This window comes from Calothrix anomala FACHB-343 (assembly GCF_014696435.1).
Classification (GTDB): Bacteria; Cyanobacteriota; Cyanobacteriia; order Cyanobacteriales; family Nostocaceae; genus Aulosira; species Aulosira anomala_A.
This window is the reverse complement of sequence record NZ_JACJQG010000048.1, coordinates 1-23,558: the sequence shown is the minus strand read 5'-3', so window position 1 is coordinate 23,558 and position 23,558 is coordinate 1. Positions and strand designations below refer to the sequence as shown.

The following is a 23,558-nucleotide window of genomic DNA, read 5'->3' as shown; positions in this document are numbered from 1 at the left end:
TACAAAAAATTGGTCACAGGGGATTTCCTACCCTACATAGCGCAATCTTGTATTGAGTTGTGAAAATATAGGAATCCGCTTTGATTCCTGAAATTATTTGCGCGGGGAGGGAACAAGGAACAGGGAACAGGGAAAAGAGAACAGGAAAGAAAGAATCAAAGTATACTGAGTTTTTTGCAAAAATCAAATATGAATCCTATATTTGTTAATGAACCGCCAAGTACGCCAAGTACGCCAAGGATAAGAGAAAAAAGTGAGAGACAAGGAAGACAAGGAAGATATGCGTTTGTCAATCATTTAGGATTGCTATAGGAATCCGATTTGATTTCTGAAAAAATCTAAGTATATGTAGGGTGCGTTATCACGAAGTGTAACGCACCGTATTATGGGAGTTGGTGCGTTGCGCTGCGCGACAACACACCCTACGTATTGGTTCAAAAATCAAATATGAATCCTATATATACTAATACCAATTAAAAAAACCGAAATATTGTAGGGGCAAGGCATTGCCTTGCCCTCTAGAATATATTGATGTATCGCAGTCCAGAATACGGTGCGTTACACTTCGTGATAACGCACCCTACATAATTTTGAATTTTGAATTTTGAATTTTGAATTTTGAATTTTGAATTGTTATTGATTTGGCTGGCGGTTAATTTCTTGCAAATCTAGCGCATAATTTAAGCGCAAAATATTGACCCCTGGCTCGCCAAAAATCCATAAAAATCTGCCATCGGTATATTTATTAATTAAGGGTAATATTTCATCTTCTTGAATATTTCGGGCACGGGCTACTCTTTCTACCTGTTCTCTGGCTGTTTTCAAAGAAATATGTGGATCTAAACCAGAAGCAGATGTGTAAATTAAATCTGCTGTTGGTTGAATACTTTCTTCTTGAAATTGATTAGCTTGTTCTACTATTCGCTCAAGTAGTAGCGGATTAGTGGGAGCTAAATTACTCGCTCCCGATATGCCATTTGGTCTGGCTCTTTTACCTTGGCTATATCTTACTGTACTGGGGCGACCATGAAAATATTTCTCGGATGTAAATACTTGACCAATTAAAGCTGAACCAATAGGGTTATTATCTATATTCACCATGATGCTACCGTTAGCTTGTGATGGGAATAAGCCTTGACCAACTACTAAAATTAGTAAGGGATAGATAATTGCTGTGAGTAACCACAATACCAGAGTTACCCGAATAGCCCTGATGATTTCGCGAATAATAGACATATAATTTAGGCGTTCGTTGTGAGAATTGAATTTTGAATAAAATTAAGAATTTTTAGAAGCGTTCTGGCTGAAAAATGACGACAAATAGGTAAATAACAATGGCAATTGTGATGAAACTTAAAATACCAATTGCCCAAGCCGAACGCCTTTCTAATTCACCATCAGCAGCAGCATAAACTACGGGTGCAATTGCCAAGTTTAAGCACAACACAATAAAAATTGCTAGTGGTAACTTTTGTTTACGGCTTTGCGATCGCAAAAATGATAATAGCTGTAATAGCTCCAGATTTTCAATTTTATTTTTCATTTTCGGTTGGATTTTGTGCGTCCCTGGAGTAATTTGTTTAGAATAATCCTGTAGCAGTAATCAGCAAATCTATCAATTTAATCGCAATAAAGGGTAAAATTAATCCGCCTAAACCATAAATTAATATATGGCGTTGCAAAAGTTTATTAGCTGTTACTGGTTTAAATTGGACTCCCTTTAAAGCTAAAGGAATTAAGGCAGGGATCGCCAAAGCATTGTAAGTCAAGACAGCAAGTATGGCTGTATTTGTATTAGTCAATTGCATAACATTGAGACTTTGCAAGTTAGCAGCAGCAAAAATGACGGGAATCAGTGCAAAGTATTTGGCAATATCATTAGCTAAGGAAAATGTAGTTAAAGCTCCCCGCGTCATTAACAATTGTTTACCAATACTGACAATATCAATGAGTTTGGTGGGATCGGAGTCTAAATCGACCATGTTAGCAGCTTCTTTGGCAGCTTGAGTACCTGTGTTCATAGCTAAACCAATATTCGCTTGGGCTAAGGCTGGTGCATCATTATTTCCGTCTCCTGTCATCGCTACTAGTCTGCCTTCTTGTTGTTCTTGTTGAATGACAAGAATTTTATCTTCTGGGGAAGCTTCGGCAATAAAGTCATCAACTCCGGCTTCTTTGGCAATTACAGCAGCAGTAATCTGATTATCTCCAGTTAGCATGATTATACGTACTCCCATGCGACGTAACTGGTCAAATCGTTCGCGAATTCCTGGTTTAACTATATCTTTAAGATGAATGACACCATAAATTTCCCTATCTAAGCAAACGGCTAGGGGTGTACCTCCTTGTTGGGAAACTCGCTCATAAGCAAGATCTAATTCTGGGGTTTCTCGCCCATGACGCGATCGCACAAAGCCTTTAATTGCTAAAACTGCACCTTTACGTACCTCCCTCCCACCAGGTAGGTTAGTACCACTCATGCGGGTGGTAGCAGAAAAATCTACTGGTTCGGCGTGGTTGGGATCGAAGTCTACTCTAGCCCCAAATCTTTCTGCTAGACGGAGAATCGATTTACCTTCTGGTGTATTATCAAATACACTAGCAATCCAAGCGACATTGGCAATTTCTTCCATGGAATGTCCGTTGATGGGGATGAAATCTTCTGCCAAGCGGTTACCTAAGGTAATTGTTCCTGTCTTGTCTAAAAGTAGAGTATTAACATCTCCACTCGCTTCAACTGCTCGTCCGGAAGTCGCAATAACGTTAAATTGGGCAATGCGATCCATCCCCGCAATGCTAATGGTGCTGAGTAAACCGCCGATGGTGGTGGGGATTAGTGCGACTAACAGGGCAATTAAAATGGGGACGTTGATGGGGGTTTTAACGGTGTAGGCAAATGCAGGTAGAGTGGCGACGACAAATAAACAGATTAAGCACAGAACTGCTAATAAAACTGTTAAGGCAATTTCGTTCGGGGTTTTGTGGCGTTCTCTACCTTCTACCAAAGCAATCATGCGATCGACAAAGCCTTTACCGGCATCAGCTGTGATGCGGATAATCAATTCATCGGAGATGATTCTGGTACCGCCAGTTACAGAACTGGCAACATCTGAGCCTGATTCTTTAAGTACGGGTGCAGATTCTCCGGTAATTGCCGATTCATCAACAGAGGCGACACCCATGACTACTTCCCCATCGGCGGGAATAAAATCGCCGGCGACGACGTAAACTGTATCACCTTGTTTGAGGCTGGTAGATGATACTTCGGTAATTGCGCCATCAGCAGAGAGTTTTTTAGCGGTTATCTCTGATTTGCTAGAGCGTAAAGTATCAGCTTGGGCTTTACCACGCCCTTCTGCTAAAGCTTCCGCAAAGTTAGCAAACCAAACAGTGAAAAACAAAATTCCGCTGACTATACCGTTGAACAGTTGGGGATTATTTTGTTCAACTGGGCCAAATAAGGCGGGATCGATGGTGACTGCTATGGTGATTAATGTAGCAATCCAGACTAAAAACATCACTGGATTTTTAATTGCCTTCCCTGGACTGAGCTTAATAAAGGCATCGCCAATAGCCCGTAAGTATATGCCCGTAGCACCTATTTTCTTTTTTTTACTAACTTGACGGCGATCGCGTTGGCGAGAACGTGGGGGTTTGGTTTTGGAGGTAGTTGCAACTGAATTCATAAGATTTGGTGAGTGAGGATGGAGGGGCTAGGGGCTAGGGGGCAGGGGGCAGGGGGCAGGGGGAATATTTTTATGCTTGTTTGTGCTAAAAGCTGGATTGAATGGCTACCTTGTCTCCCTTGTCCTCCTTGTCTCCCTTGTCTCCCTGTGACCGGATATTTCCGTAATTTTACTAATTGCCAGAGGCTAGTTTAAAACCTTCGGCTATGGGGCCTAAGGCTAAAACGGGGAAGAAGGTGAGGACGGCTAAAACTAGAGTGATACCAGCTGTGACGCTGGTAAATAGCAGGGAATCGGTTTTTAATGTTCCGGGGGTGGCGGGGATTGTTTGTTTACGAGACATATTATCAGCTAGTAGCAAAATGGCAATAATGGGAATGTAGCGTCCTGCTAATAGGGGAAATAAACAACTCAGGTTCCACCATAATGCTGTGGGTGCTGGCTGAGAGTTAGCTAAACCTGCCAAGCTAGAACCGTTGTTAGCTGCGGCGGAAGCATATTCGTAAACTACTTGGGAAATGCCGTGAAACCCAGGATTAGTGATCCCCGATAGAGAAAAGGGATAAGCTAGAGCGATCGCACTGGGAATTAATACCGCAATTGGATGTATGAGTAATACTATACTGGCGAGAACAATTTCCCGTTTTTCAATTTTGCGTCCTAAAAATTCTGGGCTACGTCCTACCATTAATCCAGTCAGAAAAACGGTAATAATTACATAAATTAATAGATAAGCTATTCCCGTGCCTTGTCCTCCCCAGATAATCTGGAGAAATAAGTTAAATAAAGTGGAAAATAATCCTTGCGGCATTAAGGAATCATGCATTCCATTGACAGCGCCATTCATGGTAGCGGTAGTCATTACCGCCCACATTGCGGTTTGCGCCCAACCGAAGCGCAGTTCTTTACCTTCTAAATTCGGATATTCAATCCCCAATGTGCCATTGACTAGGGGATTACCTTGTAATTCAGCAGTGGCGGTTATTCCCACTAAAACGACAAAAATCCCCAATACCATCCAGAATAATAGCCAAGCTTGTTTGGTATTATTGGCAAACAAGCCGTAGACGTAAATCATGGCGGCGGGAATGGAAATCATGGCGATCGCTTCGATTAAATTAGTAGCGCCATTGGGATTTTCAAAGGGATGGGCGGAGTTAACGCCAAAAAAGCCGCCGCCGTTATCGCCTAGCATTTTAATCATCTCAAAGGATGCTACCGGGCCTCTAGCTAGATATTGCGTGCTACCTTCTAAGGTTTTGACGCTGAGAGTTCCGGCTAAGGTTTGGGGTACACCTAATATTAGTAAGGCGATCGCGCCAATTACCGATATAGGTAATAATATGCGTGTAATAGCGCGAATCAGATCGACATAAAAGTTGCCCAGTTTTCTCCCTGTTAATCCCCGAATAAACGCAATTCCTACGGCTAAACCCGTCGCAGCTGAGGTAAACATCACGAAACCTAAAGCCGCTACTTGGCTAAAATAGCTTAATGTATTTTCGCCTGCGTAGTGCTGTTGGTCGGTGTTGGTAATAAAAGAAACTGTGGTGTGTAATACTGTATCCCAGGTTGGCGTACCTAAGCCATTGGGATTCCAAGGTAAAAACTTCTGAAAATATATCAGCGAATACACTACAATACCCATGAACAGGTTGCTGCATAGTACTGCTCTGATATACTGCCAACCAGTCATATTTTCTTTTCTTCTGACACCCACGAGAACGTAAATGCTTCGTTCTAGAGGATTCATCAGAGAATCAAGCACTGTTCTTTCTTCTTGAAAGACATTGGCTATGTATCTGCCGAATATAGGCGTAATTAGTATAACTATACACAGCGTTAACCCTATTTGGAGTAAACCTTGTCCCATTTATTTCGCACTCAATTAAAGTTAAGTTTTAGACAGATAACTATGACAACTGAAACATTTACCAATCAGCTATGTTTTAGATCGGGTAAATCCAAAAAGTAAATTATTCCCGTTTAAGTCGTTGACTGTTGACTGTTGACTGTTGACAGTAAACAAGAACAAGGGAATAGTTTTTTAATTGGAAGTTCCTATAGTTTATTCATAAAGTTAGATTTACAGATTTTATTTCTGACTGTTTGCACAATCACGATTGAGGCGTTGAGCAATAGCGTTTAAATTTTCCTGTTGAGCGTTAATTGTTATCCTATCTATTGTTTGTTTATACAATACATTTTCTGTTGCTGCTACTTTCATATCTTTATATATAAGGTAGGTGATGCTATTTTTATTACACTATCTTCTTGTTGTAAAGTATCACTGGACACAGTTTCTCCTAGCTAGCTGTGACAAAAACAGAAGTTAGCAAAAAATTATATGGCATATTTAAATTTTTGGCGAAAAATTTTTATTTGTGATTTCTCTTTTATCCTGGTGACAAAGCGATCGGGGGAGAAAACCAGCCTTTAGGTTTTGGGCTTTGTCATGGGGAAGAGTTTACAATTTATTTACATTTAGTAATCTAGTTTGGTTTTTTTCGTCTACTTAGTTATATGTAGCAATGAAGAGATTTTTTTTATGAACCGCCCTTCGGGTTCAGCAGTGACGCTCCTACGTCGCTACCGCTTCGCTAACGCAATCGACGCAAAGCGCCAAGACTGCGACTGCTTCACCAAGTACGCCAAGTACGCCAAGGATAAGAGGAAAAAACTGAGAGTTTGTAAATTTTACAAATGATTTAGTCTTGCTATAAGACTGATATTTTATTTCTCATACAAATTTGAAAAAAGAATAGGACAGATGGTAGGGGTATGGCACTGCCATGCCCTCTAGAATATATTGATGTGCTGCAAAAACTAGTTTCACATAATATTTAATGGATCGACATCGATTGTCAAGCTCACAGATTGGGGACAGAGCGATCGCACTTCTTCCCAATCTGGTAAATTCGGTAAATCATCAGCAGCAAATTTAATTAATATCTGCCAGCGATAACGATTTGCTACTCTTAAAATACTAGCTGGTGCTGGCCCTAAAATTTCCCATCCTGTGCCTGTATTTAATTTTGTGGCGATGATTTGTGCTGTATTTTGCACTTGAATCGGATCTAAACTGCTTAATCGTAATAAAATTAACCTACCGTAAGGCGGATAATCAAGGGCTTGTCTTTGTTCTAATTCAGCAGTAGAAAAAGATTGATAATCGTGATTTGTGACTGATTCAATTACCTGATGTTCTGTGTTGTAAGTTTGGATAATGACTCTACCGGGATCTTCGCCTCTACCCGCACGCCCAGCAACTTGGGTTAAAGTTTGAAATGCTCGCTCGCTGGCACGATAATCAGATAAATGCAACAAACCATCAGCCGCAACTACCCCGACTAATGTTACTTGGGGTAAGTCTAAACCTTTGGTGAGCATTTGCGTACCCACTAATAAATGTGCTTCTCCGTTAGCAAATCGGGTGAGAAGGGTACGATGTGCGCCTTTGTTGCGGGTGGTGTCGCTATCAAAACGAATGTATTTGAGTTCGGGAAACTGACGGGATAATTCTTGGGCGACTCGCTGTGTACCGCTACCGAAGAATTTCAGGTAAGGGGAAGCGCAATCGGGACAAAATTTGGGATGCGATCGCGCATAATTACAGTAATGGCAACGCAAAAGTTGCGGCGCGCCGTCTTCGGTGTGGTGATAGGCTAACGATACGTCACAGTGCGGACATTCCAATACATAGCCACAACTGCGACAAGACACAAAAGTACTGTGTCCCCGACGATGGATAAATAATATTCCCTGTTGTTGTCTTTCTTGCAGCTGGTGTAAAGCTTCTTGTAGAGATCTACTAAATATGGAACGATTTCCTTCCTGTAACTCTCGCCGCATATCTACTATCTCTACTGGTGGTAAAGGGCGCGAGTTGATGCGTTGCGGTAGGGAGAGATAGAGAGATGAACTGGAAGGATTTTCTTCTCCTAGATTTCCCAAACTCACCAAAGTTTCTAACGAAGGTGTGGCTGAACCTAAAATTAAAGGACAATTTTCGATTTCAGCACGCCATTGCGCCACTGTACGCGCATGGTAGGTGGGGATGGGGGAGTCTTGCTTAAAACTGCTGTCGTGTTCTTCGTCTAAGATAATTAAACCCAAGTTAGGTAAGGGCGCAAAAATGGCGCTGCGCGTACCAATGACTACTTGCGGTTCCCCTGTCAGCATTTGTCGCCAGGTGTCGTAACGTTCGCCATCGGAGAGAGCGCTATGATAGACGCTAACTTTACTACCAAAACGGGCGCGAAAGCGATCGGTTAGCTGGGGTGTGAGTCCGATTTCAGGGACTAAAACTAAAGCGGATTTACCTTGAGATAATAAAGGTGCGATCGCTTGTAAGTAAACTTCAGTTTTCCCCGAACCTGTGACGCCATGTAACAACACTTGAGTATAGCCATTAAGCGCTTGAATCTTAGCTAAAGCGTTAGATTGATCCGCAGTTAAGGATTTAGGGCGATCGCTACTAACTACAGGCCCCTGTTCTGCTCGTAATACTTCCCTTTCTTCAATTACAAGACAGCCTTTATTTGCCAACGTCTTCAAGACAGAGGCGCTAGTATGACAAATCTGCAATAATTCATTGTGCCATAACTCACCCCCACGCCTGCGCAAGACTTCAATAATTTCTCGTTGGCGAGGAGTTAAATCAGCGTCAATTGTGTCTATGAGCGTAACTGCTTTCTGTAATTTAGGGCGAGTTAATTTTGGCGGTTCTAAGTAACTTTCTACTAAACCAAATCGTTTTAACTCTCGCACTCCCCGATAAGCCGATTTGATTTTTTGTTGTAGGTAGATAAAACTATAATCGCCTAATGGATGAGCTTGCAAAAGTTGGAGAATTTGCTGGGCTGTAGAACTAATAAATGTAGCCGCAGGAGATAGGGACTGAGTTAGTAAATTATTACTTTCACTATCATGTTTCGTAATTTGCTTTCCCAGAGTAGTTAACCGAATCCGGCGCTGCGATCGCCCTAATAATCCTGGTGGTAAAGCTACCCTAATCGCCTGCATCAACGGAGTGTAATAATATGTCGCTACTTTATTCAACAATTCCCAATAACCAACAGGAAAAAATCCTTCACTAACCACATCTTCGACATCTCGGATTTTTTCTATGGGAATATCGCTATTAGGCTGCGTCAATAAGCGAATGGCAATCCCGCCAATTTGTTGCGTACCAAAAGGTACAGTTAAAATATCACCTGGTTTTATTTCTAACTGGGGTGGTAATCGATAGGTAAATAACCCCAAATTTCCCGGACAATCTACCAACACTTCAACCCATTGATTGATTTTTGCTTGTGATTGATAAGACTCTCCAGGTTCATGTACTACCAAACGGGATAAATTTACGCCATCAATATACATAAGTTCTAATTTAATAAATAAATTTTTCTTTGGCTATTCTCAGGTTCGTCAACTAGCAAATTTTGCCTAATAATTTAACTTTTTGCGCCCCATGACATAAACTGTAATTCGCAATACTTTTATCCCTTATAATACTTGATAAGTTTCCTCTTATATCTTCCACATCACCAAATTGCACTCAACTATACATGCAGTAAGTAATTAATAACCCCGATACACAGCAAAAGCATTTTCTCTACTATCCTCAAAACAATTGGTATATCTACTAGGTAGGGTATCAGATTTTCACCCTATCGATAGATATTCAATGGTTTATGTATATGAGATGCTTTTATACAAATAAACAATTTATTCCCATTTTTAAATTGCTAATTTTGTGTCTGTCATCAAACTTAATCAACCCCAATCAACTCAGCAGTAAGCTATGATTTTTAACATCACTGCCAACCAAAACAGTCTAAAAAAGTTTGAAAAATTAAATAAAAATTTAATCTTTTCGGCAGTTTAGCTGAAACTTTTATCTGAGTTAAGGTTGAGAAAGTTTGAGGAAATTTGACATATTTAGCAATCGAGAAAAGAATGAGGAATATATATAGGGGAGCTGAGGAGATATTTGGTGGGTGCATAGGCCAGTATTGTTATGAGTTGATCTAGCAAGAACCAAGCATTGACAGCTAGACATTGATTTTAACTTCTAATGAGAAATTAGCATAAACTTTTGTTTTGCTACCGGACACGTGCATTTCTCCCTTAGGGAAACTACCAAGCCTCAAGCAAGCAGCTGTCACTGAATTATGTACCAAACAAAGCAACAATCCCTAAAGGAACGTTATGAATATTGCTGAATTGGGAACACTGGAAATATTAGTAGAAAGTGCTGCTGAAATTGAAGAACAATCATTTGAGAGTTTAGAAGCAGTGGCGGATGACGATTCTGCGATTCCCGAAACTGTGGAATCAGAAGAACGTGATGGTGATGAAATGGCAGCCGCTCGTCCATCGGGATACAATAAAACCGAGCATGACGATGCTGTAGGCGCGTTTTTTAAAGAAATGGCGCGTTATCCCTTGCTAAAACCAGACGAAGAAGTGGAATTAGCAAGGCGAGTCAGATTTTTAGAAGAATTCAGAAATATCCAAGAATCTTTACAATCTAGCTTAGAGCAGCAACCGACCAAAGCACAAATCGCTGCCGAGTTAGATATGACAGAAAAGCAGCTAGAAAGCCGATTGTATCAAGGTCGAGTGGCGAAACGCAAAATGATTCGCTCTAACCTGCGCTTAGTTGTCTCCATTGCGAAACGCTATCTCAATCGCGGAGTACCTTTTCTAGATTTAATTCAAGAAGGCGCAATGGGTTTAAATCGCGCTACAGAAAAATTCGATCCAGATAAAGGATATAAATTTTCGACATACGCTTATTGGTGGATTAGACAAGCGATTACCAGAGCGATCGCTAATGATGCGCGAACAATCCGCCTACCTATTCATATTGTTGAAAAACTTAACAAACTTAAAAAAGCGCAACGGGAACTCAAACAAAAATTTTCTCGCAATCCTTCCGAAGCCGAAATGGCAGAAGCTTTGGAAATGAATGTACAGCAATTACGCCAATTACAACAACTCAGGCGTCAAGCACTATCCTTAAATCACCGTGTGGGGAAAGAAGAAGACACGGAATTAATGGATTTATTAGAGGATGAAGATAACCAATCTCCAGAAGCAAAAATGAACGAACACATGATGCGTCAGGAGATTTGGGAAGTGTTGGGAGATGTGTTAACCCCAAGAGAAAAAGATGTCATTTCTTTACGCTATGGGTTAACCACCAGCGAACCCTGCACTTTAGAGGAAGTTGGTAATATGTTTAATCTCTCTCGCGAACGAGTGCGCCAAATTCAAAGTAAAGCTATGCGCAAATTGCGCCGTCCCCATATTGCCAAACGCTTAAAAGGGTGGTTAATTTAATTAGTCATTGGTCATTAGTCATTGGTCATTAGTCATTAGTCATTGGTCAGTTTTCATCATTTTGAATTTTGAATTTTGAATTTTGAATTCCCGCTAGGGGTTGACTTTGAACTCTTGACTGTTGACTATTGACTATGGACTTTTGACTATAACCTCATGACTGCGCGTAGCGATTTGACTTTGCGTTTTGCTGAACCGGAAGATTCCAGTGTTTTATTTGACCTAATTCAGCAATTAGCCGAGTATGAGAAATTATCTCATGCGGTAATTGGTGATGCTATGGCTCTCAAAGAGCATCTATTTGGTTCGCCTAGATATATTGAGGCAATATTAGCCGAGTATGCAGGGCAAGCTGTAGGTTTTGCGCTGTTTTTTCATAATTATTCTACTTTTTTGACCAAGCCTGGGATTTATTTAGAAGATTTGTTCGTTGTGCCTGAATATCGCCGTCAAGGTATTGGTAAGGCACTTTTAACCAAATTAGCCCAAATCGCTGTTGAGCGTAATTGCGGGCGCTTAGAGTGGAGCGTTTTAGATTGGAATGAGCCTGCGCAAAATTTCTATCGCAGCATGGGCGCATCTATTTTGGATGATTGGCGAATTTGCCGCGTTACAGAAGAGGCGCTGACGCAATTGGCAAAGAAATAGGGCATTGGGCATTTATTTAAAGACGCGATGAATCGCGTCTCTACAATTATCCTCCTTGTCCCTCTGCCTCTAGTTCTTTAGGTTTTTTTAATTATTGAGTGTTAACTTTTACAAAAGTTAATATTTGAAAAATAGACACAAATTATGATATGAAGTAGCTGAAAAGCAAAAACCCGAAAACCCAGTTCAGGCAAGCATTTGCACGAAGTTTGACAGCCTGTCTTTTGACGAAGGTGAACGCCTCAACTGACAATTATGGAGGATAGATCACCGATCACGCTTTTGTTTCACAGAGAACACGCAATGAAGAAAATTATTTCCGTATTACTGTTGGGCATTACCATCTTCACCTTTGCCTTCAGTAGTCCCGCTTTAGCAGCAGATGCTGCTAGTGGCGCTAAAGTATTTTCAGCCAATTGTGCTTCTTGTCATGCAGGTGGCAAGAATTTAGTTAAAGCTGAAAAAAGCCTGAAAAAAGATGCATTGGATAAGTTTGACATGAACTCAGCAGAAGCAATTATTGCTCAAGTAACAAAGGGTAAAGGTGCTATGCCTGCTTTTGGAGGTCGCTTAAAGCCTGCTCAAATTGAAGATGTAGCAGCTTATGTTCTCCAACAAGCTAATGAGAAAAACTGGAAATAAAACCAAGTAATTCACTCATTGTTTGCTGCACAAATTATGATTAGCGGGGCTGATTGTCCCGCTAATTGTATTAGTGTAAGTAGGGTGTGTAATTACAGCAATTTTCAGGTAAATAGACCACGCTGTAGGGGCACGGCACCAGTAAAATTATTGTATGTACCACAAGATTTTCGATGCCGTGCCCCTACCACAGATGTGGTTCAAATAGGTGAAAACTGCTGTAAAGATAGCTAGTTGTTATTTGTCAGAGACGCGATGAATCGCGTCTGTACAATTGTCCTTGGTAAGGGTTTCAAGTCGGTTTAAGTTTCGTAAAATAGTTGTGGTGATTTCCGCCTACTTACTGAGTAGGAAATTCATAGTTAAAATCTGTGCTGGCTCCGAAACCTCTGAAGCAAATATGGAAATTTAATTGAGGTTTGTACCGATTTAATTACGAATTACGTAGGCGTTAGCCTTCCCGTAGGGTATTACGAATTACGAATTAGTAAATATATTGCTTATGACTGATTTTTGGCGATTATTTCTCAGTGCGATCGCAATTTTGACCTTCACTTTTTGCACACACGCTGCCAATGCGGCACCATTATCTCACACCCAAGCTACAACCCAAACTACAGCCAGGGAATTTTTTGAGTTAGGGGTAAATGAGATTCAGCACGGCGATTATCAACAAGCGATCGCGAATTTAAACCAAGCAATTCAACTGCAAAGCGATTTTCATCAAGCTTATAGCGATCGCTGTTTGGCATATCTCCACTTACAACAATACCATCAGGCGATCGCAGATTGTACGGTAGCCATAAATTTATCACCGACAAACGCCCAAGCTTATCTCAATCGGGGATTAGCAAACTACAGACAACAAGATTATCCCGCAGCCATAGCCGATTACGAGCAAGCGATCGCACTTCAGCCTCATGAATTTCGTGCGTACTATAATCTAGCTTTAGCCTATGCAGCTACAGGTAATTATTCCCAGTCCATAACTGATTATAATTTAGCCCTGAGTCAAATTCCTACTTCAACCCCTGTAGTACTTGCAGATATCTATAATGACAGAGGTTTAGCGCAGTTAGAGTTGCAAGATATTGAAGGAGCGATGGCTGATTTTACTATGGCAATTAAGCTTGATGCTAAAGATGACAGAGCTTACTTTAATCGGGGTTGCGCTTGCGGGAGAAAAGGAGATAACTTTGGTGCGTTGCGAGATTTTTCCCACGTTATTCGCCTCAATCCCAACAATGGTATGGCTTATGTAAATCGCGGTGTAGCTCGCTATCAACTAGGGTATTATCAAGGAGCGATCGCGGATTTACAAACAGCATCAGATTTCTTTGATAATCGGGGAGAGAAGCAAGCTTATGAAAAAGCTTTAACTCTACTCAAAACCATGCAAAAACAAATGCCATCAGTCACAGAAGTCGCCTAATTCAGAAGGCTGCACTTCACCAAGGTAAATAGTCAATAAATTGTAGACTTTGGACTGTTGACCATTGACTATTGACAACCCTAACCTTGATTTATCCTGCCAAATTGCGTAAGTCCTAATATTTATGACTAAAGTTATCGGTTTAATTAGCGGCACATCTGTAGATGGGATAGACGCTGCTTTAGTAGAAATTACTGGACGAGAGTTAGATTTAAAAATTGAGTTACTTGCTGGTGCAACATATCCCTATCCGGCAGAACTGCGGGAGAAAATCTTGGCATTGTGTGCGGGAGAAGCCGTTTCAATGGCAGAATTAGCAGAAATCGATGATGCGATCGCTTTTGCTTTTGCACAAGCTGCCGAAAATATTCAAATTGGTCATCAACCAGCTAGTTTAATTGGTTCTCACGGTCAAACAGTTTACCACCGACCACCCCAAGGATCTAGAGAAAAAGGGAAAAATTCCGGTTTGGGTTACACTTTGCAACTCGGACGCGGGGCATTAATTGCCCATGTAACTGGAATCACAACGGTAAGTAACTTTCGCGTTGCGGATATTGCCATTGGTGGACATGGCGCGCCTTTAGTGCCGCGAGTTGATGCTTATTTGCTCAGTCATCCCCAAGAAGCGAGGTGTATCCAAAATATCGGTGGGATTGGTAATGTTGCTTATATACCACCGCGCCGCGATAATTGGTTAGAAAAAATGCGTGGCTGGGATACAGGCCCGGGAAATAGCCTATTAGATTTAGCTGTAGAACATTTAACGAATGGTGCTAAAACTTACGATGAAAATGGGCAGTTAGCAGCAATTGGTACACCTTGTCAGCCTTTAGTAGAACAATGGCTAGCCCAAGATTACTTTCAATTACCACCGCCTAAATCAACTGGTAGAGAATTATTTGGTGTTGCTTATTTGCAGCAGTGTTTACAAGATGCAGAAGTTTACCAACTTAGTGCAGCCGATATTATGGCAACTCTAACAGAACTCACAGCCGCTTCAATAGTTCATAGTTATCGCACCTTTTTACCCCAACTACCCGATCGCGTTTTGTTATGTGGTGGTGGTAGCCGCAACCTTTATTTAAAACAGCGCTTACAGTTTTTATTACCATCTATAGCCGTAGAAACCACAGATGAAGCTGGTGTGAGTGCAGATTTTAAAGAAGCGATCGCCTTTGCAGTGTTAGCTTATTGGCGACAATTAAACATTCCCGGAAACCTCCCTAGCGCTACAGGCGCACCCAAAGAAGTACTTTTAGGAGAAATTAATATTGGGCATGAGGCATAGGGCATGGGGCATGGGGAATTGGGCATAATGTAGGGGCGGGGTTTCCCCGCCCATTGCTAGGCATTGCCTAAATGCTGAGTTAAGATTAGCACTGCAAATTGCTGAAGGCTATACTTGGATTTATTGACCGCCTGACATTTGCGCCTGTCACATATATATTTAGTGTCTTGGCGGTATTCGAGCGAGACAAGGAACATAACAAGGTGGCTCATACTTTTTTAATGCAACCCGGACGTTGGACATTACAAGGAAGTTGGCTAGAACGCAATAGTATGCCGATTAATGTCAAAGGTATGATTTTGGTGGCTTGGAATCGGGATAATTGGTTTACGATGGCGACAAAGCTAATATTTCCAAATAGCGATCGCTCAGACATTTCTTTGCAGTATAAAGGACGCTTAGATAATGGAGAGCGCCAATACACTTTTTTACTGCAACACAATATGTTAGGACAGGTAGAAGGCGAAGGTTTAATTGGAGTATCAACCATTGTGCAGCGTTATTGGGCACTAAACGATCGCCAACGTCGTAGCGGATTTGAAACCCTGCATCAGTTATCAGATGATTCCTACTATTTAAGTAGCGCTATTCTCGCCGGTCATTTTCTCAACAGTACAATCGAAGCCAGTCTAGAACGACAGGCAGCAAAATGATATTGCATCAATTGTAGAGACGCGATTCATCGCGTCTGTTGAGTGCCAGATTCATCGCGTCTGTTGAGTGCCAGATTCATCGCGTCTGTTAACTGCCAAATACGAAATATTTGATAATTCCCTATTTTTACGTAAAAAAACTGAGTAAAAACACACATACAGGAAAAAACTGGTACTTATACTGACGATTTTCTCCCAATAGGTTTTTATATTGTGGCAACAGCCATTTTTTGGCTAATTTTCAATTTTTGCTCTGCCCTGTACTATACGTAAAAATACAAATAGTACAAGGAAATTTTGGTGCGTTAGGCTACGCCATAACAAGCCATAACCATACTGCAGATACTAATACACATACTAATTTCATAACTTAAATAGGATTACTAGGTCTGTGGGTTCCGTAAAGGAAGGAAAATCGTATTCATGAAAACAGTTGATGAGTTGTTGTTAGAGCTACGGTATCTTGACGTAAAGCTCTGGACGGAGGGCAACAGCCTACGCTATGAAGCCGTTAGAGAGAATCTCTCTCCTAAGCTGTTAGCTCAACTGCGAGAGCAAGAAGCAGAAATAGTCGCCATCCTGCAGCAGTCAGAGAGTGATTCGCACAATTTATTAGCAGCAACCACATGTTTTTATGGACTATCTCACGGACAGTTAGCTCTATGGTTTATCTCCCAAATAGCACCAGACAGTGTTGCTAACAATATTTATCTTGTAGCACGAATTAACTCAGATGTAGATTTAGTAGCTTGGAGAAAAGTATGGCAAAAAATTATCAATCGCCATACAATTCTGCGGACTACTTATACAATTCGTAATGGTCAACCAGTACAACAAATTAACTCTCATCAAGAAGTTAATGTAGAGGTAATCAATGCTTCTACTTGGTGTGAAGCAGATTTAAAAGCACAAATTAATTTAGCTACAAATGTTATTTTTGACCTAGAATCCGGGCCAGTATTAAAGGTCAAGTTATTTAACAATAATCCCCAAGGAAATATTCAATTAATTATCATGCACCACATAGCCGGGGATATGTGGTCTTTAGATTTGCTACTCGAAGAATTTGAGATTTTATACTCTGCTGAAACTAATCCTGAAGCATTAGATTCTGTGAGTCTACCTTTTCCCAAATATCAATATACAGATTACGTGCGCTGGCAAAATGAGATGCTAGCAAATAATCAAGATAAACTTTGGGCATATTGGCAAGAACAGCTAGCAGGTGAATTACCGAATTTAAATTGGCCTGGTATTCATTCTCATCCCCGCAAACAAACTTATCGGGGAGATAGCATCATCTTTAAATTAGATGCAGAATTAATTAACCAAATCAAACAGCTAGCAAAAACTCAAAGAGCCTCCCTTTATACCATTACACTGGCAGCATTTGTTGCTTTACTTTACCGCTATACAGGTGAAGAAGAAATTCTGTTAGGAACGCCGATGGTAGGTAGGACTGTCAGGAAAGATTTTCAGAAAGTTGTAGGTCACTTTACTAACATCTCTGTCTTACGCTGTTATTTACCTAATAACCCGACTTTTAAAGAATTACTTAACCAAATACGTAGTCTAGTAATTGGTGCAATTAAGCATCAAGAAGCGCCTTTTTCGTTGTTGGTAGACAAAATAAATAATAAGCGCGATCGCACTCGCTTTCCTCTGATTTGTACCTGCTTTACTTGGCATAAACATTGTCGCTTTTATGATGCCAAATATCCCAGAAAATTAGACCTGAATATAGAAGTATTATCCGAGTTAGGAGTGCAAAGAGGCGGAATATTTGACATTAATTTAAAAATTATTGAATCAGGAAGTGATTTTTATTTGTCTTGGGAATATAGCACTGATTTATTTGACTCAGCGATGATGACTAACATGCACAGTCATTATCAAAATTTATTAGGAGAAATTTTCACCAATCCAGAGCAAAAACTCAGAGATTTACCTTTATTAACAGCCTGGGAAAGACATAAATTATTAGCAGAATGTACTCCTCACTCTACAGAATATCCTCAAGATAAGTGCATTCATGAACTATTTACCCAGCAGGTAGAACTGACACCTGATGCTGTAGCTATAGTTTTTGCAGAACAACAACTCACATATCAACAATTAAATCAACTAGCCAATCAACTAGCCCATTACTTAAAATCTCTGGGTGTACAGTCAGGAACGCTAGTAGGTATTTGTGTAGAATCTTCTCTGTGGAAAGTTATCGGACTTTTGGGAATTCTCAAAGCTGGGGGTGCTTATGTACCTCTAGATCCCACCGCTTCTCAAGAAAATTTGGGATTAATTTTAGAAGCAACTCAAATATCATTTCTTCTCACACAAACACATTTACTAGCAAATATACCCCCACAAATAGCAGATTTAATTTGCTTAGTCACAGAAGCGGATATTATCGATCAATCGCCCCAGGAAAATCCTCCAGTATCAGTAACATCAGCAAATCTGGCTTATGTGAGCTATCAAACTGGTGCTAACAGTCAGCTAAAAGGTGTGAGCATTACTCATCGTAGTGTAGTCAATTTAGTCATTGGGAATAATTACGCTAACTTCAGTAACGCAGAAGTTATTCTCCAATTAGCTCCCATCACTGCTGATGAAGCAACTCTAGAAATTTGGGGTAGCTTACTTAATGGCGGGCGTTTAATTATGCTCCCTAATCATAAACCTAGCTTGCTAGAGTTAGCCCAAATTCTCAGCCAAAATCAGGTAACAACTATATGGCTGAGAGGCGAATTATTTCAGTTAATGGTAGATAAAAACCTAGCAGAATTAACCCAGTTAAAGCAAGTTTTAATTACAAATGTCATATCTGTTGCTCATGTTAAAAAACTGCTGCAAGCTGCGCCAAAATTAAAGCTGATTAATGTTTATTCTGTCAGTGAAAATACAACTGTAACTTGTTATTATCCCATCATAGATACATCTGAGATTGATCTAAATATCCCTATTGGTCGCCCGATTGGTAATACACAAATCTATTTGCTTGATGCTCAATTACAACCAGTACCGATGGGTATCCCAGGGGAACTATACATTGGTGGTGATGGGCTAGCAACAGGTTACTACCAAAACCCAGAGTTAACAGCAACAGTTTTTATTCCCCATCCATTTAACTCTCACGCTGGTGCAACTTTATATAAAACTGGTGAATTCGCCCGTTATTTAGCTAATGGCAATATTGAGTTATTACCACCAATTAATCAACAAGGGAAAATTCGCAGTTATCAGAGTCAAAATGCCAAAGCAAATCTTAATTTAGAGCCGGAACATCAAGAGCATAAATTTATTCCCCCAAGAACGCCAACTGAAGCTGTAATTGCTGATATTATTGCCAGCATTTTAGGTAAAGAAGAGATTGGCGTTCACGACAACTTTTTTGTTATGGGTGGTAATTCTCTGTTGGCGATGCAAGTTATTTTCCGATTGCGCCAAGCTTATCAGGTGACACTTCCTTGGCGATGTATGTTTGAAGCGCCTACAGTAGCTGAACTAGAAAAGTTAATTACCAGTTATCGCCAAACTGATTTAGGACAAACAGTACCGACAATTACTCCCGTTTCACCCGGACAAACAGAGTTTCCTTTATCTTTTGCCCAATCTAGACTGTGGCTGTTCGATCAGTTGCTAGGCAAAAATGCTATTTACAATATGCCTTTGGCAATGCGCATCGCTGGTAATTTAAATATTCCGGCTCTAGAGTCCAGTATCCGCGAAATTGTTCAACGTCACGCCAGCTTGCGGACTAACTTTCAGGTAGTTAAGGGTTTAACAGTACAGGTAATTAATCTGACTCCCACTGTCAACCTGCATATTATCAATTTACAGAATTCTCCAGACCCAGAAAACGCAGCACACCAACTCGCGAAAATCGAAGCCCATATACCTTTTGACTTAGCTGGCGATGCATTGATTCGCGCTAAATTGTTACAATTACCGCAACAAGAATATGTACTATTACTGACTCTACATCATATTGTCTGCGATCGCTGGTCACTAGCAATTCTTCGCCAAGAATTGTCTAGTTTGTATGCAGCTTACTGTGCAGGCGATGCATCACCATTACCAGATTTGCCAATTCAGTATGTAGACTATACTTTATGGCAGTGGGAGTTATTGACCACACCAGTATTACAACGACAAATTAAGTACTGGAATCGACAATTAGCCAGCGTGCGCAAGTTACAAGAAATACCTACAGACAAACCCCGAAAATTACCGCCAAAATTCAAGGGTAGTAGCTTGCATTGTGATATTGATGTCGAGTTGTGGGAAAAATTAAAAACCCTGAGTCAGACAGCAGATGTGACAATGTTTATGACATTGCTGACAGCATTTGTGACTTTACTATATCGCTACAGCGATCGCGAAGATATTCTCATTGGTTCTACCGTTCCTAACCGCCAGCAAAATACGCAAAACCTGATTGGCTTATTCGCTAATATTTTGGTATTGCGGTTTCACATTCAAGAACATCTCAGTTTTAGCGAACTACTCAAGCAAGTCAAGCAAGTCGTGACTGGTGCTGACGCGAATCAAGAGGTTCCCTTTGAGCAACTATTAAATAATGTACTGCCCGAAAATTCTCTCAGCCAAAATCCCTTGCAAGTCATGTTTAATTTAGAAACTGCGCCGCAAATTTGGCAACTACCGGGACTAACTGTAACCCCTATAATTACAGAGTCAACAACAGCCAAGTGCGATTTAACTTTATCCATCGCAGAAACTGCAACCGAACTGAAAACTACTTGGGAATACAACAGCGATTTATTTGAGCGTCAGACGATTGTAGCGATGATGGACAACTTTCAAAGTATTTTAGCGAATATGGCGATCGCACCACAGCAGACAGTAGGAGAAATTCCCAGGATTTAGAGCAGAGGAGGGAGGCAGGGGGCAGGGAGCAGGGGGCAGGGAGACAAGGAAAAGGGGACAAGGGAGACAAGGAGGACAAGGAGGAAAATCAATGACCATTGACCATTGACTCTTGACTCTTGACTCTTGACTCTTGACTCTTGACCAATGCCCCATGCCCCATGCCCCATGCCCAATTTATTTATTTCTACTCGTAATTGACAGCCCTTCTACTATGAGGGAGGGAGTATAACAAGAGCCATTCCAATCAGCATCGCTACCTAAAGAGACTAATTGTTTTAGGGCTGAATAGATATTGCCGGCAACCATTGTATCTTTAATGCGACCAATTACTTGACCATTTTGGACTCGGTAGCCTAAGTCAATATTGATAGAAAAGTCACCAGAAATGCCACTACCACCGCCCAACATTTGATCGACAATTAAGCCATCATCCATTTGCTGAATTAAATTTGGTAGTGATGCAGAACCGGGCTGAATAAGGAAATTAAATAACCCAGGAGAGGGATAACTACCTAAGCTGGCGCGAAAACCGTTACCTGTGCTACCAGTACCTAGTTGACGCCCAGTAGTGCGATCGCTATAAAAATTCTGCAATACTCCATCTTGAATAAATACTAAAGAATTAGTCGGGCAACCTTCATCATCAAAAGGACAACTGTAAGGCCCGGCTTGCGGATCTTGGTAGAGTGAGAGGCTGGGTGCAACGACAAGTTGCCCCAAACGATCGGCCCAAGGGGAAGCTTTATCGAGAACCCGTTTGCCATTGAGAGCTGCTTGTACTGTACCCCAAAGCATATCAGCAGCTTTTGAAGTAAACAACACGGGTACCCGACCGCTAGGGGCTGGGACGTTGTTTCTCGCCCAAATTAACCTTTGTAAAATTTGATAGGCTAATTTTTCCGGGTCTAATTCGTCCCGTTGAGTTTGACCGTCAGAAACGCTGAGAAAATCGTCACCGCGTACCCATTCTGCGGACATGTAACAGCTAAGTGTGGTATCTGTGTAGTAACAATCTAGACCTGCTGTATTCACAAGTCTAGTATTTTCCACATCACATTCCCAATCGCTATTGCAAAGTACGTCTGGATATGCATCTCGCACCAAAGCGATCGCTTGTTTACCCCAGTTAACCAAAACCTCGATGGGTACGGTGTGACCTAAATCTGGGTAGGATACCCCAGAGTTAGCAACCAGTTCCACGGGTTCTGGCTGGTTTAACTGACTCAAGGCCAGAGAGCGTTCTACCATCGCTTGTGGTTCTATATTCCCATAAGCGACAGTTAGGCCGGGGCGACCATTGCGCCACAACCGCAGTGCTGTACCTTCAGATTGGCTCGTTTCTAGCTGTTTGAGACGGTTAGCCTCAAAAAATATGGGGCGAGAAAGCGATCGCGATTGATAAACTTCCGCAGCTTCTGCTCCCGACTTCATAGCTAGTTCTAGCAGATGTTCCGCTAGATTATCCTGTAAGAAATTTTCAGAACCCATGACCCTTGGTAAATTGTGGATTGTGGATTTTGAATCGCAGATGAACGCAGATCATTATCCCAAATCATCGACATATATCAGTTCTTATTCTTTGGATGATTAAGTGAGTAATTTAGTCAAGACCATCATTACCCTGAATGTTGTTCTTCATGCCAATTCCCCCCATAATCTGCCACTAATTTACAGCGCTTTGGGCGTCAGTTGTCAGTTATTTGTTACAGGCTGGCTGACTACTGACTGCTGACTTCATCCCTAATCCTTGTAGGTAGGGATTTTTAAGGCAAATTCACCTCCTGCAACAGCCAAAAGCCGGCAAAAGATTCTGCTTGCGGATTTGATTGTACGCCAATAAAATGCACGCCATTAGCTTCTTTTTTGGCAGTTTCAAAACCTTTGGCTTCTACTAAAGTTTGGGGATTTTTGATATTTGCCAAAATCCAGCTTTCTGTGACTCCAGTTTCTAACACTAATCTTGAGCCGACACTCGTGTCAAATCTTAAGTAAGCTAAATCTAAACCAGACATCCAGCCTGCGATCGGTAAGGCTCTAGGTGAAAAAATTAATACACCGGGAATCCTGGTTTCTGGAGATACCTTCGCCAATTCTAAGGGAAAAGCTTCGCCAAAACCAATTTCCCAGTCTGGCATCTCCATTAAATCCCCTGCTTGTAAGGAAACAAATACCCATTTATTACCTTCTAAAGCATCTGGTAAGCGCTGTGGTAAAGGACTTTCTAAGCGCACTGAAGGATTAGTTCCTGGTTGATATCCTGATTCACTGGGATATACCTCCTCCATTCTTTGTTGTAGCCATTGATTCAGTAGTAAAGTGTGCCGGCTAGCTTGAGCCGGAATCCCTACATCTTGACAAGCTTTTGTAATCATATTGTTCATTTGGCGACGGAAGAAGCGAATTTTAATTGGCGCTTCTTGTGCTTGGTCAATGGCCTCCTGCAATGCAGTCCGCAACCAAACTGAATTTACCTGAGTACTGGGGCAATATTTAGCATACCGAAACATTGCATCTGTTTTGGCGCGGACATCCAAGGGACTTTCGCAAACTAAGACTTCCCAAACTTTTTTTTGATTTTCGTCCAAAATCGGACGGGAGTAAAAATCGAGTTCCCAAATACTGCCCATGTTTTACAGTAAAGATCTGGCTGTTATGACGTTTCTGATATTCTGATCATACGAGTCTTGGGGCAGCAAAGAGCATTAATCCCCAAACAGGGCTAAAAGAAGGGAACAGATAACAGAAAACAAAGAACAAAGCAACCCCTGGAAACTCACAATTCTGACATTACCCTGACGGCAATAAAATTTTGATATTTTTTTCTATTTCAGAAAATATTAGCCCTTGACTTGAATCTAGTCTAAGAGGGTGTTTGAAAAGTTTTTAGGGGTCAAATTTTATGCTAGCCGCCTCACCATAATACGGATCATAGCAAGGTAGATAAAGGTTTCTGAAGTTTCGGGTAA

General features: G+C 41.1%; 15 protein-coding genes. 7 read left to right on the top strand and 8 right to left on the bottom strand.

What is annotated here, in order from left to right; genetic code table 11:
• Positions 1–633: 633 nt before the first annotated feature.
• The 6 genes from kdpC to priA form a co-directional block, all read right to left on the bottom strand.
• Positions 634–1,236: a K(+)-transporting ATPase subunit C gene (gene kdpC / locus H6G08_RS24145; protein WP_190547555.1), complete on the bottom strand. Its 603-nt coding sequence runs from the start codon at positions 1,234–1,236 to the stop codon at positions 634–636.
• A 52-nt stretch (positions 1,237–1,288) separates the two neighbouring features.
• Complete coding sequence (locus tag H6G08_RS24140; RefSeq protein ID WP_190547553.1) at positions 1,289–1,543, bottom strand: potassium-transporting ATPase subunit F; 255 nt, start codon at positions 1,541–1,543, stop codon at positions 1,289–1,291.
• Between the two features lie 37 nt (positions 1,544–1,580).
• On the bottom strand, positions 1,581–3,686 hold the full coding sequence (gene kdpB / locus H6G08_RS24135) for a potassium-transporting ATPase subunit KdpB (protein WP_190547551.1): 2,106 nt from the start codon (positions 3,684–3,686) through the stop codon (positions 1,581–1,583).
• Positions 3,687–3,858: 172 nt separating this feature from the next.
• Positions 3,859–5,559, bottom strand: coding sequence for a potassium-transporting ATPase subunit KdpA (gene kdpA / locus H6G08_RS24130; RefSeq protein WP_190547549.1), 1,701 nt, complete (start codon positions 5,557–5,559; stop codon positions 3,859–3,861).
• Between the two features lie 222 nt (positions 5,560–5,781).
• A complete protein-coding gene (locus H6G08_RS38285) occupies positions 5,782–5,913 on the bottom strand; it encodes a hypothetical protein (protein WP_277877851.1) in 132 nt (43 codons plus the stop codon).
• A 605-nt stretch (positions 5,914–6,518) separates the two neighbouring features.
• Positions 6,519–9,068 carry a primosomal protein N' gene (priA, locus tag H6G08_RS24125; protein ID WP_190547547.1) on the bottom strand — a complete coding sequence of 850 codons (2,550 nt, stop codon included), beginning with the start codon at positions 9,066–9,068 and terminating at the stop codon, positions 6,519–6,521.
• An 831-nt stretch (positions 9,069–9,899) separates the two neighbouring features.
• Here priA and H6G08_RS24120 point away from each other — a divergent pair.
• The 7 genes from H6G08_RS24120 (at position 9,900) to H6G08_RS24090 (ending at position 20,589) form a co-directional block, all read left to right on the top strand.
• Entirely contained in the window at positions 9,900–11,036 is a 1,137-nt protein-coding gene (locus tag H6G08_RS24120; protein ID WP_190547545.1) for an RpoD/SigA family RNA polymerase sigma factor, read from the top strand.
• 156 nt (positions 11,037–11,192) lie between these two features.
• The gene (locus H6G08_RS24115) at positions 11,193–11,684 is read left to right on the top strand and encodes a GNAT family N-acetyltransferase (protein ID WP_190547543.1); all 492 of its coding nucleotides are present in this window, start codon (positions 11,193–11,195) and stop codon (positions 11,682–11,684) included.
• Between the two features lie 303 nt (positions 11,685–11,987).
• Positions 11,988–12,326 carry a cytochrome c6 PetJ gene (gene petJ, locus H6G08_RS24110; RefSeq protein WP_190547541.1) on the top strand — a complete coding sequence of 113 codons (339 nt, stop codon included), beginning with the start codon at positions 11,988–11,990 and terminating at the stop codon, positions 12,324–12,326.
• Positions 12,327–12,828: 502 nt separating this feature from the next.
• Positions 12,829–13,758 carry a tetratricopeptide repeat protein gene (locus H6G08_RS24105; protein WP_190547540.1) on the top strand — a complete coding sequence of 310 codons (930 nt, stop codon included), beginning with the start codon at positions 12,829–12,831 and terminating at the stop codon, positions 13,756–13,758.
• A gap of 124 nt (positions 13,759–13,882) precedes the next feature.
• Positions 13,883–15,049 (top strand): anhydro-N-acetylmuramic acid kinase, encoded by a 1,167-nt coding sequence (locus tag H6G08_RS24100; protein WP_190547538.1) that lies wholly within the window; start codon positions 13,883–13,885, stop codon positions 15,047–15,049.
• A gap of 203 nt (positions 15,050–15,252) precedes the next feature.
• The gene (locus H6G08_RS24095) at positions 15,253–15,702 is read left to right on the top strand and encodes a hypothetical protein (protein ID WP_190547536.1); all 450 of its coding nucleotides are present in this window, start codon (positions 15,253–15,255) and stop codon (positions 15,700–15,702) included.
• A 423-nt stretch (positions 15,703–16,125) separates the two neighbouring features.
• Positions 16,126–20,589, top strand: a complete 4,464-nt coding sequence (locus H6G08_RS24090; RefSeq protein WP_190547533.1) for a condensation domain-containing protein — start codon at positions 16,126–16,128, stop codon at positions 20,587–20,589.
• 177 nt (positions 20,590–20,766) lie between these two features.
• On the opposite strand, the gene H6G08_RS24085 is transcribed toward H6G08_RS24090, so the two are convergent.
• Both H6G08_RS24085 and H6G08_RS24080 read right to left on the bottom strand, forming a co-directional pair.
• Positions 20,767–22,080: a TldD/PmbA family protein gene (locus H6G08_RS24085; protein ID WP_190547532.1), complete on the bottom strand. Its 1,314-nt coding sequence runs from the start codon at positions 22,078–22,080 to the stop codon at positions 20,767–20,769.
• A 275-nt stretch (positions 22,081–22,355) separates the two neighbouring features.
• On the bottom strand, positions 22,356–23,219 hold the full coding sequence (locus H6G08_RS24080) for a Tab2/Atab2 family RNA-binding protein (protein WP_190547530.1): 864 nt from the start codon (positions 23,217–23,219) through the stop codon (positions 22,356–22,358).
• Between the last annotated feature and the right edge of the window lie 339 nt (positions 23,220–23,558).